At 45.8% G+C, this 13,588-nt stretch carries 13 protein-coding genes; 6 read left to right on the forward strand and 7 right to left on the reverse strand.

Annotated features, from left to right (window positions below; all coding sequences use genetic code 11):
* Positions 1-216 precede the first annotated feature (216 nt).
* The gene (gene ppk1 / locus FTT68_RS03485; protein ID WP_005179379.1) at positions 217-2,298 is read left to right on the forward strand and encodes a polyphosphate kinase 1; all 2,082 of its coding nucleotides are present in this window, start codon (positions 217-219) and stop codon (positions 2,296-2,298) included.
* A 93-nt stretch (positions 2,299-2,391) separates the two neighbouring features.
* Here ppk1 and oxyR read toward each other — a convergent pair whose 3' ends face one another.
* From oxyR to rubA, 4 genes are all read right to left on the reverse strand, one after another.
* Entirely contained in the window at positions 2,392-3,291 is a 900-nt protein-coding gene (gene oxyR, locus FTT68_RS03490; RefSeq protein ID WP_005179377.1) for a LysR family transcriptional regulator OxyR, read from the reverse strand.
* A gap of 13 nt (positions 3,292-3,304) precedes the next feature.
* Positions 3,305-4,240 carry an alpha/beta fold hydrolase gene (locus FTT68_RS03495; RefSeq protein ID WP_045796061.1) on the reverse strand — a complete coding sequence of 312 codons (936 nt, stop codon included), beginning with the start codon at positions 4,238-4,240 and terminating at the stop codon, positions 3,305-3,307.
* Positions 4,241-4,291: 51 nt separating this feature from the next.
* Positions 4,292-5,470, reverse strand: a complete 1,179-nt coding sequence (locus tag FTT68_RS03500) for an NAD(P)/FAD-dependent oxidoreductase (RefSeq protein WP_005179371.1) — start codon at positions 5,468-5,470, stop codon at positions 4,292-4,294.
* 77 nt (positions 5,471-5,547) lie between these two features.
* On the reverse strand, positions 5,548-5,712 hold the full coding sequence (gene rubA / locus FTT68_RS03505) for a rubredoxin RubA (RefSeq protein WP_005179369.1): 165 nt from the start codon (positions 5,710-5,712) through the stop codon (positions 5,548-5,550).
* Positions 5,713-6,216: 504 nt separating this feature from the next.
* On the opposite strand from rubA, the gene FTT68_RS03510 reads away from it, so the two are divergent.
* On the forward strand, positions 6,217-6,759 hold the full coding sequence (locus FTT68_RS03510) for an adenine phosphoribosyltransferase (RefSeq protein ID WP_005179368.1): 543 nt from the start codon (positions 6,217-6,219) through the stop codon (positions 6,757-6,759).
* A gap of 53 nt (positions 6,760-6,812) precedes the next feature.
* Here FTT68_RS03510 and FTT68_RS03515 read toward each other — a convergent pair whose 3' ends face one another.
* The gene (locus FTT68_RS03515) at positions 6,813-7,319 is read right to left on the reverse strand and encodes a YqiA/YcfP family alpha/beta fold hydrolase (protein WP_034598188.1); all 507 of its coding nucleotides are present in this window, start codon (positions 7,317-7,319) and stop codon (positions 6,813-6,815) included.
* Positions 7,320-7,575: 256 nt separating this feature from the next.
* Between FTT68_RS03515 and lysS the strand changes: the two genes are divergently transcribed.
* Complete coding sequence (lysS, locus tag FTT68_RS03520; RefSeq protein ID WP_005179355.1) at positions 7,576-9,102, forward strand: lysine--tRNA ligase; 1,527 nt, start codon at positions 7,576-7,578, stop codon at positions 9,100-9,102.
* 95 nt (positions 9,103-9,197) lie between these two features.
* Here the strand turns inward: lysS and FTT68_RS03525 are convergent, their stop codons facing one another.
* The gene (locus tag FTT68_RS03525; RefSeq protein WP_016659284.1) at positions 9,198-9,740 is read right to left on the reverse strand and encodes a hypothetical protein; all 543 of its coding nucleotides are present in this window, start codon (positions 9,738-9,740) and stop codon (positions 9,198-9,200) included.
* A gap of 324 nt (positions 9,741-10,064) precedes the next feature.
* Here FTT68_RS03525 and cysD point away from each other — a divergent pair, with 324 nt between their 5' ends.
* From cysD to FTT68_RS03540, 3 genes are all read left to right on the forward strand, one after another.
* Positions 10,065-10,979, forward strand: a complete 915-nt coding sequence (gene cysD, locus FTT68_RS03530) for a sulfate adenylyltransferase subunit CysD (protein ID WP_005179347.1) — start codon at positions 10,065-10,067, stop codon at positions 10,977-10,979.
* 103 nt (positions 10,980-11,082) lie between these two features.
* Positions 11,083-12,696, forward strand: coding sequence for a sulfate adenylyltransferase subunit CysN (gene cysN / locus FTT68_RS03535; protein WP_180056470.1), 1,614 nt, complete (start codon positions 11,083-11,085; stop codon positions 12,694-12,696).
* A gap of 144 nt (positions 12,697-12,840) precedes the next feature.
* The gene (locus FTT68_RS03540; protein ID WP_005179342.1) at positions 12,841-13,113 is read left to right on the forward strand and encodes a hypothetical protein; all 273 of its coding nucleotides are present in this window, start codon (positions 12,841-12,843) and stop codon (positions 13,111-13,113) included.
* Positions 13,114-13,183: 70 nt separating this feature from the next.
* Here the strand turns inward: FTT68_RS03540 and FTT68_RS03545 are convergent, their stop codons facing one another.
* The gene (locus tag FTT68_RS03545; RefSeq protein WP_168414411.1) at positions 13,184-13,528 is read right to left on the reverse strand and encodes a co-chaperone YbbN; all 345 of its coding nucleotides are present in this window, start codon (positions 13,526-13,528) and stop codon (positions 13,184-13,186) included.
* Positions 13,529-13,588 lie beyond the last annotated feature (60 nt).

Raw genomic sequence — 13,588 nt, forward strand, 5'->3', positions numbered from 1 at the left:
TTAATGGAGAAATCTAATCGGTATGTTATACCTGAGAGAAGAGTGAGGAGTTATCCAAGGGTTGTAAAAGGAAAACCTCAAAAATACCCAAGAAAAAGCCAGTCAATCTCTTAACTGACTGGCATTACACAGCAGTGGGCTTTTTTTATGAAATTGTCACAAAATTGAAGCATACTTATGAATAGTGAATACTTGAGAAAAAGTCATAGGGTGCATATGAATACGGCAGCGAGCGCGACCCCTGCGCAAATAGACTATACCTATAATGATCGATACATCAATCGTGAGCTTTCTATCCTCGATTTCCATTTGCGCGTGCTGGAGCAGGCAGTCGATCCTTTGCATCCGTTGCTGGAACGTATGAACTTTTTACTCATCTTTTCACGTAACTTAGATGAGTTTTTTGAAATTCGTGTTGCAGGTGTCATGGAGCAGCTGGATCTGGGTAATGAAAGCCGTAGCCCGGATGGTCTGACTCCGAAACAGGTACTGGAGCAGATTTCCCAAACTGCCCACGCTGCCATTGAGCGCCAATACCGTATTTTAAACCAGGAAATTCTGCCTAAACTGCGTGAAGAAGACATCTGTTTCTTGCGCCGTGGTGAACTAACGCCAGCCCAATCGGCCTGGGTGAAAAAATATTTTCAGGAACAGGTGGCACCGGTCTTAACGCCAATCAGCCTGGACCCGGCTCATCCATTCCCGCGTCTGGTCAATAAAAGCCTGAACTTTATTGTAACGCTGGAAGGGAAAGATGCTTTTGGCCGTCAGATTGACTTGGCCGTGGTGCCAGCACCGCGCTCTTTACCACGTGTGGTGCGTTTACCAGATGAACTGACCGGTGGTAAAGAACATCACGTGATGCTGTCTGCGATTATTCATGAGCATGTATCGGACCTGTTCCCGGGCATGACTGCGACTGGCTGTTATCAGTTCCGTGTCACCCGTAATGCTGACTTGGCCTTAAACGAAGATGTCGAAGATCTGGCCAAAGCGCTGAAAGGCGAGCTGAACTCCCGCCGTTTTGGCCGCGCGGTGCGTCTGGAAGTGACCCAGAACTGTCCGCAACCGATTTATGAATATCTACTAAATGAGTTTGATCTGCATGAAGACCAGCTCTATAAAGTGGATGGTCCAGTGAATCTGGCGCGTTTATTGTCTAACTTTAAACGTCCGCATTTACGTTATGATTCACATACGCCAGTGATTCCGAAAGTGTTGAAAAAGTCCGAGAATATTTTCTCGGCCATGCAAAAGCAGGATATCTTGCTGCATCATCCGTTTGAATCCTTTGCCCCGGTGATTAACCTGCTGCGTGAAGCGGCGCGTGACCCGCAGGTACTGGCAATTAAACAGACTTTGTACCGTAGTGGTGCCGATTCTGAAATCGTACAAGTCTTAGCGGAAGCGGCGCGTAATGGTAAAGAAGTGACCGCGGTCATTGAGCTGCGTGCGCGTTTTGATGAAGAATCCAATATTGCCGTGGCCAACGTGCTGCAAGAAGCCGGCGCGGTGGTGGTCTATGGCATTGTCGGTTATAAAACCCATGCCAAAATGATTCTGGTGGTGCGCCGTGAAAACAACAAGCTGGTGCGTTATGTGCATTTGGGCACCGGTAACTATCATGCCGGTAATGCGCGGATTTATACCGACTACGGTTTGCTCACCACCGACAAGGAACTCTGTGAAGATGTACACCGCATTTTCCAGGAACTGACCGGCATGGGCAAAATGGCCAAGCTGAAAAAGCTGCTGCATGCACCGTTTACCCTGCATACCCAGCTGATCAACTTTATTGATGATGAAATTGCCAATGCCAAAGCCGGTAAACCAGCGCAAATTATTGTGAAGGTGAATGCCTTAACCGAAATGCAGCTGATCAATAAACTGTATGAAGCTTCACAGGCTGGCGTGCAGATTGATCTGATTATCCGTTCGATTTGCTGCCTGCGTCCGGGCTTGCCGGGGCTATCGGAAAATATTCGGGTACGTTCCATTGTCGGCCGATTCCTGGAACATACCCGCGTGTATTACTTCAGCAACAATGGTGATGCGCGTATTTACTGTTCAAGTGCTGACTGGATGGACCGTAACCTGTTTAACCGGGTTGAGGCCTGCTTCCCGATTGAAGATCCGGCACTGAAAAAACGTATTTATCAGCAAGGTCTGCAAATTTATCTGCAAGATAACCAGCAGGCGTGGCTACTGCAGGGAGATGGTACCTGGATTCGTGCACAGGCCGCAGAAGGCGAGCCAGCTTCCAATGCGCAGCGCACCCTGATCGAGATGATTCAGTAAGCGAAGCAAGCCTGATATTTAAAGAATGTCAGGCTTTTATCCGCTAAAAAAATAAGGAGCTGATGCTCCTTATTTTTATGGGTATTGAAGAACTTAGCTGTGCGAGATTTTTTGCAGAATTTGCAATAACACATCAAATTCGCTTTGCAGCGGAGTACTCTTACGCGTTACTAAGGCCAGGGTACGGGTAGGTGCCGCGTCAATCTGTTTCACCACCAGCTCTGAATTGGCCTGAATCATATTGGTATGAATGGCAATTTCAGGCAGTAAGGTAAAGCCGAGGTTGGCTGATACCATTTCCACCAGAGTTGGTAGTGAGCTGGCTTTTAAACGATGATCATTTTTACGCTCGCCAATCGGGCAGGCACTTAAGGCATGATCACGCAAGCAGTGGCCTTCTTCCAGCAGCATCAGGCGAGACAGGTCCAGATCTTCTAAAGATTTGGCCTGAGCCGAGTGTGCATCGGATTTATGGTGGACCAGTACCAGATTTTCTTTGGCAATTTCAGCAACTTTCAGACTGCGGGTATCAAACGGTAGCGCCAGTAACACCATATCCAGGTTACCGTGTTCCAGTTTTTCTACAATTTTTTCACTTTGTGCTTCATGCAGGTGTAACTGGATTTTTGGCAGTTGCTTATGCACTTCATCTAACAGCTGCGACAAAATGAACGGTGCAATGGTTGGAATTACACCTAAATGCAGGTCGCCGGTTAAGGGCTCGCTCATTTCACGGCTTAGACGCATCAAGTCCTGTGCATCGGCCAATAGAACACGCGCTCGGGCTACAACTTGTTCACCGAGAGGAGTCAAACGTACATTCTGGCGATCGCGTTCAACCAATACGCCACCCAATAAGCGCTCTAACTCCATGATTCCGCCCGACAATGTCGATTGAGTCACGAATGAACGGCGCGCCGCTTCTGTAAAATGCAACGTTTCAGACAGTGTAACGAGGTATGACAGCTGTCTTAAGGATGGTAATGCAGCCATAGTGTCCTAATGCTTATAATTTAAAGTGATGAGCAAATAATTCGCTAAGATATGGAATGAAATGCGGAGGGATATCATGCCCCATTCCTTCAATTAATTCAAATTTAGCGTCAGGTATTGCTTTCGCAACAGCCTTACCATGTGCAGGTGGAAGTAAGCGGTCACGAGAACCATGAACAACCAGCGTGGGCTGTTGGATCTGCTTGTCCAGACTGCGCAATGAGCCTGTACATAATATTGCTAAAAACTGCTGAAGTACACCCGCTGGATGGTAACTTCGCTGATATAATTTACGGGCGGTCTGTACCGCTTCCATTTCATTCAGATAACCTGGGGAACCAATCACTTTAAACAGTTTCAGGCTGTGGTTAATAATGCCTTCTTCATCATTGGATGCCGGCTTGCCCACTAGGCTGAACAGCTGTTTCGGGAAAGGAGGCGGTAGGAAAGGCTGGTTGTTGCTGGTAAACAATAGTGCCAGTTTTCTGACCTTGTCCGGATAGCGGGCCGCCAGAATCTGTGCAATCATGCCGCCCATTGAAGCGCCAATCACATCAACCTGTTCCAGCTCCAGTTTATCAATCAGCAGGGCCACATCATCGGCCATATCATACAGGTTATAAGGCGCCCCCTGATTTTCTAAACCCAAGGCAAAACGGCCCATCAGTTTTAGGGTATTCAGGCGCTCGCCCTGATGGCGTACTTTAGAGGACAGGCCAATATCGCGGTTATCAAAACGGATGACCCGAAAGCCTTGGTCAATGAGTGACTTGCAGAAAAAGTCTGGCCAATACAGCAGCTGTGCACCCAGTCCCATGACCAGTAAAATGGTCGGATTGCCAATTTCGCCGCCCATTTCGACATGCAATTCAATGCCATTGCCCAAGTCGACTTTGGTTTCGTGCATAAAACTGCTGTAAGGTGAAACATTTAACCGCAAACTATTCATTCTTATATTCCTTTCTTCAAGGTGAGCGCGCACCCCTGATGGATTAAAGCGCTAAACTGCCGCTGGAATCAAGTCAGGAACAAGTTTACTTAAAGCCAGGCGCTGTTTGCCGGCTGTTGGCCCGAGCAGCACAAAGCCGCGTAAGGTGGCAGTGCTGTCAAAGGCTTTGGCAATCATGCCATCGTCCAGTTCTTCATTTTGCCAGGTCACTTCCACATCTACCGGGGCAGGTAACACCGTTAATGGTGCCGCCGGGGTTTTCACTGCAACCGGCATAGCCGGGTAGTGCACTTGTGTGGTTTCACCATTTAAGGTTTTGGCCAGGGCACGTGCCTGCTGCATGATTGGCATGACATACGGCAATAAAGTCCCGTTGACTTCAGCGCAGTCGCCCACTGCATAAATATCAGCCAGGTTGGTTTCCAGTAAGCCATTGGTCAACACGCCGCGACTGGTATGAATGCCGGCTTCTTTGGCTAAAGTGATATTCGGCTGTAAACCGACGGCGGATAGCACCACATCGGCACTCAGGCTGCGGCCATCGGCCAGTGTCACCAGATAATCACCCTTATCCAGTTTCGATACTTTATCGACCGTGGTGCCCAAGACAAAATGAATCCCGGTTTCTTCCAGGTTCTGTTTAAATGCAGTGGCAATAAATTCAGGCAATAAACGGCCGAGCGGTTGGGGTGCCAGATCAATCACCGTGACTTGATGCTCGGTGTTTTGCAGGTCATTGGCAAATTCACAGCCAATCAGGCCCGCGCCTAAAATCACCACACGTTTATCCTGACGCGCTGCCAGCTGTTCGCGGAAGGCTTTATAGTCATTTAAATTATTGACCACGTGAATATCATCACTGCCATCGCCAGAAATGGCCAGACGAATCGGGTTGGCACCGACTGCCAGTACCAGTTTGGCATAGGCTTGCTGGCTTTCGACGCCATCTTTCTCTAAAGTCAGCAGATGCTGCTCGGCATCAATGGCTTTGACCCAGGTATGCACTTCAATACGCATATTCAGCTGTGCCCCCATTTTTGCGGCATCCCCCAGCGCAATCTGTTCGGGTGCTTTTTTGCCGGCCAGGGCATTGGAGAGGGTAGGTTTTGCATAGTTGATTGCATCATCTGCGCAAATCATGACCAGTTCCTGTTCAGGGTTCAGTTTGCGAAATTCACGGGCGACTGTATAGCCAGCCATACCAGAACCAATGATGACAATCGGATGCATTATTTTCTCCATAAAAGGTTGAGCATAAGTTTCAAGACATAAAAAAAGACCATGCAGTTATGGTCTTCGAGGCGTACTTAGATTTCGACCATCTCAAAATCGACTTTAGATACGCCACAGTCCGGGCAGGTCCAGTCATCTGGAATATCTTCCCATTTGGTGCCCGCGACGATGCCATCTTGCGGCCAGCCTTCTGCCTCGTCATAAATCCATCCACAAACGATGCATTGATACTTTTTCATTTGACTCTCCAAAAGCCGATCTTCAATAAACCTGACCGGCAAAAAATTCCCTAACCAGCATGACTCAGTTGATATGATTTTAACACTTCATATTCGCTTAAATTTTTACGCAGTTATGAGGTTAAAGTAAAGTAAATATCGGAGTCTAATGCTTCATTTCTAAAGCTGAATGGCTAAGAAGGACAAAATTTATCTTTAAAATCTCAAACATTGCATAGTGTCGGACAATATGCACACTAAAAACCAGCGCAAATCTTTTCAAAATATATGAGAGATCACCTAAATTTCGACTAAAGTCGGACAGCTATTTTTGCTTAAATAGGCTATTCTATAATTAGGATAATCTATATTGGTTATTTAGTATAAAAATACCAATAATAAAAACAATGATTTACTAATTTTAATCGGGTTTTATTTAAACCTGAAGGGCGGACTTTGGCTGGTCTTCGCGGTCAAGACGCTGTAAAATTCACCTATTCTTTTTAATCTCTCTCCGATCTCCTTATGAGCAAGCTGTCTACAACGTTGTGGTCTCACATTCGTACTGTCCAAAACTTTCCTAAAGCCGGTATTTGTTTTTATGACTTGACCCCTTTATTCATGAAAAATATTGGTCCGTTGACAGATGCTTTAATTGAAAGTATTCCTGCAGAAAAACTGGCTGAAGTAGATAGCTTTATTGCGGTAGAAGCACGTGGTTTTGTGCTGGCCAGCCTGTTGGCACAGCGTACTGGCAAGGGCTTGTTGCTGGTGCGTAAAGCCGGTAAATTACCACCACCGGTAGTAGGTGTGGGGTATAGCCTGGAATACGGTCTGGACCGTCTGGAAATGGCGGCAGATGTCACCGGTCAGAAAGTTATTATTGTGGATGATGTATTAGCGACTGGCGGTACCTTAAAAGCAGTGAAACAACTGGCGGAAAAATGTCAGCATGAAATTCTGGGTGCCAGTATTTTCCTAGATTTACCAGATTTACACGCAGATTTGGGTCTGAACATCTGGTCGGTACTGGATGAACGCTCTAAGCCGGTGGAAGCAGTTGCTTAAGTCTGAGCACTACCCTGTGAAACATAGAAAGCCTTGCTGAGTGCAAGGCTTTTTTATTTGTGCAGTGATTGCTGTTCCAGTTGCCAGATTAAAGGATTGATATTTTCAGGACACACCAGCCGATGATGACCGCCTTTAAAAGCATGAATTGGCATGTAATTTTCCAGCTGGGTTTGTACCCAGTGCATGTCCAGCTGTTCATCGCCGAGTTCCAGATAGGCCAGCTGCGGAATATCATGGTCCAGTTCCTGTTCGGAAATCTGCGGATAGTCCGGTCGGAAGTCGGGCTGTAAACTCGGATTGGCAATGACGCAGGGAATACCATGCAGCGCCGACATCTTTAAGGCCCAATAGCCGCCGAGGCTATGTCCGACAATAATTTCAGGCTGGATTTTAACAATAATATCGTTATAGAAACTGGCCACCGTCTGGTAGTTCAGATTGCGATAATCCACGGTAATACAGTATTTTTTATCTGCGCAGATGGCATGAAACTTACTCGATTCACGTGAGGAATCCAGCCCATGCAGAAATAGGATTTTCGAGGTGCATCTATTCATTGTTTTCATTCACACTCAAGCGTCTATTGAATAGTTGAAAAGTTTCCTTTTCAATTAATTTCTCCTGCTTATTGTAAGAGTGGTGGCGCAAGAAAGAAGTTAGCTATTGGTCTAACAGTTCAGCAAAAGGCGAGGTGCTGTTTAGCAGAGGTTTAGAAAATGAAAAAAATGGCTTAGGATTCAGCAGAGCATACGAAAAGCCAAATAAATCTGCTATGCTATTACACTTCATTTTTTAGTAATTTTCGAGGCAGAGATGACGCAACCAAACGCTCAGTCGACTTCTGAACCCACTATTTCCGAAAACGATTTAATTGCACAGCGTCATGCCAAGTTAAAGCAAATCCAAGAAAAGGCTCAGGAAAGCAACAGCAGCCCATGGCCGAACACCTTCAAGCGTGAACATTACGCGCAAGATTTACAAGAACAGTTTGCCGACAAATCTAAAGAAGAAATTGAAGGCGGCGACAAGGTGTATGTGTCGGTGGCTGGCCGTGTCATGCTCAACCGTGGTTCGTTTATCGTAATTCAGGACATGACGGGTCGTATCCAGCTGTATGTGGCCCGTAAAGAACTTAGCCCTGAAACCTTGGAAACCATTAAAGGTTTGGACCTGGGCGATATTATTGCTGTTAAAGGTTATATCGGCCGTTCAGGCAAAGGCGATTTATATGTGCATATCGAGCACTTTGAATTGCTGACCAAATCGCTACGTCCATTACCAGACAAGTTCCATGGCCTGACCGATACTGAAGTGAAGTATCGTAAGCGTTATCTGGACCTGATTGTAAACGAAGAAACCCGTAAGACTTTTGAAATTCGTGCCAAAGTGGTATCGGGCATCCGTGCGTTTTTAACTGAAAAACGTTTCATGGAAGTTGAAACCCCAATGATGCACGTGATTCCAGGTGGTGCATCGGCGCGTCCATTTGAAACCCATCATAATGCACTGGATATGCCATTGTTCCTGCGTATTGCGCCAGAACTTTATTTAAAACGTCTGGTGGTGGGCGGTTTTGAACGCGTGTTCGAAATTAACCGTAACTTCCGTAACGAAGGTGTATCGACCCGTCATAACCCGGAATTCACCATGATTGAATTCTACCAGGCCTATGCGGACTACAAAGATTTGATGGAACTGACCGAGCAGATGCTGGAGAAACTGGCCATCGACATCTTGGGTTCGACCGATGTGCCGTATGGCGATGAAGTGTATAGCTTCAAAGGTCCGTTCAAGAAAATCTCGATGTTTGATGCGATTCTTGAGCACAACCCGCAGTTCACCCCTGAAAACGTGAATGACCGTGAATTCCTGGCCAACTTCGTACAAAACGAATTGAAAGAGCAGGTAAAACCGGGCTTTGGTTTAGGCAAGCTGCAAACCATCGTGTTTGAAGAAACGGTTGAAACTCAACTGCGTCAGCCAACCTTCATTACTGAATACCCAGCAGAAACCTCACCGCTGGCTCGCCGTAATGATGAGAACCCGCACATCACTGACCGTTTTGAATTCTTCATTGGTGGTCGTGAGCTGGCAAACGGCTTCTCAGAGTTAAATGATCCAATTGATCAGGCAGAGCGTTTCCAGGCACAGGTGGCTGAGAAAGATGCTGGTGATGATGAAGCGATGCACTACGATGCAGACTTCGTTGAAGCACTGGAATATGGCTTGCCACCTACAGCAGGTGAAGGGATCGGGATTGACCGTCTGGTGATGTTATTCGCCAATGCACCAAGTATACGTGATGTGATTTTGTTCCCGCATATGCGTCACAAGAACTAAAATCTGCTACATCAAATAACCCGCGAATCTCGCGGGTTATTTTTTTTGTTTGAGTATCATCAAGCTATACGTAAAGCACAGATCAGAAGAATTGCTTAGATTAAACTGGTCTGAATACGCACTTTCATGTTCAGGCTTTGCTGCACAATAAAGGATTTCATCCACTGCACCTGTTCACCCATTGGATTGGTTTTGACTGCGGTGTCGAGGAAGGCCAGTTCCGGGCGCTGGAACAGTTGCTGTTCAATGGCCTGTTCCAGCTGGCTTGAGGTGGAGGCCAGTGGCATGCTGACCAGATAAAAGGCCTTTGGATAATTATAAAAGGCATACATCAGGTTAAAGGCTTTCTGGTCACCTTTTAAATTGCCGGCACCAATTTCATAACCGCGATCCTGATTACTGTGGGTCAGACCAATCAAAAACTCGATATTATGGTCCGAAAGTCGTAGACCAAATTGCAGCCCGATCTGATCGGCACTGAACTCGTGCTGGACAAAGGTATTTAGTGCAGAACCATCTTCATCAAACGCTTCCTGCAACACCAGCATGTGCTGCTGATGCTGATACAGAAAGCCGGCAAGCTGCGCCTGTTCCAGCTGGGCTTTTAAGGTGGCTAAATCGTAATGACTATAAGGCATGGAAGCAATCAGAAAAAATTAAAATTTGTTTTATTTTAGGTGTTTCACTTGGAAAATGAAGCGATCTATTAGAGCTTTTAACAATAACTCAATAGATAGAAGTGAGCATAAAAACGGCGACTGGAAAATAGTGATCAGGCTAAAAATAAGTGATGCTGTGCAGGGTATGAGTAAACTTTGATAGCAATATCAGTAATCCTGTATATGACGTTTTTGCATATTAATATAATAAAACAAGCAATAGTACAGATAACTAAATCTCTATAATGAATATAAATTTTATAAAGTGTAATAAGTACACGTTGATTTAAGCTGGTGTTGTCCATGTCATTAAATGAGGAAAGACTTACTCATCTGAAACAGCTTGAAGCTGAGAGTATTCATATCATCCGTGAAGTTGCTGCCGAGTTTGAAAATCCGGTTATGCTGTACTCGATTGGTAAAGATTCTGCGGTGATGCTGCATCTTGCCTTGAAAGCCTTCTATCCTGCAAAACTTCCATTCCCTCTGTTACATGTCGATACAGGCTGGAAATTCAAAGATATGATTGAATTCCGCGACAATATGGCCAAAAAACATGGTTTTGATCTGATTGTGCATCAGAACCAGGAAGGCCGTGACGCTGGAATCAATCCATTTGATCATGGTAGCTCAAAATACACCGACATCATGAAAACCCAGGGGCTGAAACAGGCGCTGGACAAATACGGTTTTGATGCTGCATTTGGTGGTGCGCGCCGTGACGAAGAAAAATCACGTGCCAAAGAACGTGTCTATTCTTTCCGTGATTCCAAACACCGTTGGGACCCGAAAAACCAGCGTCCAGAACTGTGGAACCTTTATAACGGTAAGGTCAACAAGGGCGAAAGCATTCGTGTGTTCCCATTGTCGAACTGGACCGAGCTGGACATCTGGCAATACATTTATCTCGAGCAGATTCCAATTGTTCCATTGTACTTTGCTGCTGAACGTCCAGTGGTAGAACGTAGCGGCACACTCATTATGGTTGATGATGAGCGTATGCGTTTACATGAAGGCGAAGTACCACAAATGAAATCGGTACGTTTCCGTACGCTTGGCTGTTACCCGCTGACCGGTGCAGTTGAGTCAGGCGCAGATACCTTGCCTGAAATTATTCAGGAAATGTTGCTGGCCACCAGCTCGGAACGTCAGGGTCGTATGATTGACCATGATGAAGCCGGCTCGATGGAGAAGAAGAAGCAAGAGGGCTACTTCTAATTTCTCCCGACCTCTCTTTAGACAAGAGAGGAAATTCCCTCTGGGTAAAAGGGAGATACAGGGAGATTAAACCGGTTTCTAAAGAATTTGTGGAGTTTGAGCAATGTCTCATCAATCAGAACTCATTAGCCAAGATATTTTGGCCTATTTAAAACAGCACGAAAATAAAGACTTATTGCGTTTCCTGACCTGCGGTAACGTCGATGATGGTAAATCGACCTTAATTGGTCGTCTGCTTTATGATTCAAAACTGATTTATGAAGATCAGTTGCAAGCGGTAACCCGTGACTCGAAAAAAGTCGGGACGACAGGGGATGCACCTGACCTAGCTTTACTGGTCGATGGCTTGCAGGCAGAACGTGAGCAGGGTATTACCATTGATGTGGCGTATCGCTATTTCTCAACTGAAAAGCGTAAGTTCATCATTGCCGATACCCCGGGACATGAACAATATACCCGTAACATGGCCACTGGTGCATCAACTGCGGATCTGGCAATTATTTTAATTGATGCGCGTTATGGCGTGCAGACCCAAACCCGTCGTCATACCTTTATTGCCAGCCTGCTGGGTATTAAGAACATTATTGTTGCCATCAACAAAATGGACCTGGTGGAATTCTCTGAAGCGCGCTTTAATGAAATTCAGGCGCAATATAACGAGTTCGTGAACCAGCTTGGTGACCGTAAACCGGCCAATATCATTTTCACGCCAATTTCTGCCCTGAATGGCGATAACGTGGTGAACAAGTCGGCCAATACTCCGTGGTACAGCGGCGAAACTTTGATGGAAACGCTGGAAAACGTGGAAATTAGCCGGACTTCAGGTAAAAACGAATTCCGCTTCCCGGTGCAATATGTCAACCGTCCAAACCTCGACTTCCGTGGTTTTGCTGGCACCATTGCTTCGGGCGACATCCGTGTGGGTGATGAAATTGTCGCGTTGCCATCAGGCAAACGTTCTACCGTCAAAGACATTGTAACTTTTGATGGCAATTTAGAACGTGCTTTTGCCGGTCAGGCGGTTACCCTTACCCTGAATGATGAAATTGATATTTCACGCGGTAACCTGCTGGTCAAAGCGGGCGATCAACCGGAAATTTCACGTTCTGCACGCGCAACTGTGGTGTGGATGAATGATCAGCCACTGGTCAAAGGCAAGCTGTACAACATTAAGCTCGGTACGCAAACTGTTCCAGCCAAAATTGCTGAAATTAACTATCGTGTAAACGTGAATACGCTGGAAAAAACTCAGGTAGAGCAGCTGGAACTGAACGCGATTGCTGATGTTCAGATCGAGTTTGATGCGCCAGTGGTATTTGACCGTTATCAGGACAGCCGTTATACCGGCTCGTTTATTTTCATTGACCGTTTAAGCAACGTGACCGTTGGTGCGGGCATGGTGGAAGCAGCGGTAGAATGGACTGCGCATGATGAACCTGTGACTGCGGAAGACCGTGCTGCCCGTTTAGGTCAAAAACCTGCTGCGGTGACTGTAACAGCACAAGCACTGGAAAATGCACAAGCGCTGGAAAGTCTGTTGATTCAGCAAGGTGTAGTTGCAATTGCAAAAGCGGGTCTGAATGCTGCTCAAGTGGCATTACTTCGTGAAACTGGTGTTGTGGTGGTCACCGATGTTGCTGAAGGCACTGACGTAAGCTATGGCACCGAAGCCGTTGAAGAACTGGCTGAGAAAATTGTGGAGCTGGTTCGTCTATAAGACTGGACTGGTTTAAAAACCCGTCTGATTGGCGGGTTTTTTATTGCCTAAATTTTGATTGCATGAGAGTCATTCGATTGGTCAAAATGTGATCTTTCAATTTACCGGTCAATTAATACAATGCTCCCTAGATTTAGGGGATATATGAAAAAATTAATATTGCTGGCTGGCTTGTGTGTGGCTTTTGGAGCTGAAGCCAAACAGAGCAGCCAAAGCATTGAAGCAATCAAGCAGAAAATAATCCAGCAGTCGATTGAGAATTATCCGGGAAATTGTCCGTGTCCTTACAATACTGCAAGTAATGGTAGTCGTTGTGGTAAGCGTAGTGCTTATAATCGTGTAGGCGGATATGCACCGCTATGTTATCCGGAAGATGTGAGTGATCGAATGGTAAAGGAATATAAAGGGTGTAGTTAATTAAAGGCTCCGTATTTTAGATAGCGAGCTAAAGGAAATATTTTTGTTGGATTTAGTTTTATATGGATAATCATTCATAAGAATCATTGAGGATTAAGGCCAGAATAGATTTCATCTCTGTCAGACTTTTGACCCCTGCAATTCTGTGGATGATCTGTCCCTGCTTGAAAATCAGGGTCGAAGGTAATCCATAGACATGATAACGCAGGGTGAGAATGGGAGATTGATCGACATTGATCTTGCCAAATTTAATCTCTGGCTGATGGTGGGCATAATAGCCGGCCAGTTCGGCAAACACCGGAAAATTCTGTACGCAGGGTGCACACCAGTCTGCATAAAAGCGGATCACGGCAAAGCCATCAAACCATTCAAATTCACTGTAATTATTTTCGTTATAGTCGATGACCTTGGCCATGGCTCACCTGAGTTATCAATCTGCGAAATATACATCTCATTATACATAAGTCCGGCTTGG

Source organism: Acinetobacter sp. Q85-2 (assembly GCF_013420555.1).
In the GTDB taxonomy this organism is placed as follows: Bacteria; Pseudomonadota; Gammaproteobacteria; order Pseudomonadales; family Moraxellaceae; genus Acinetobacter; species Acinetobacter indicus.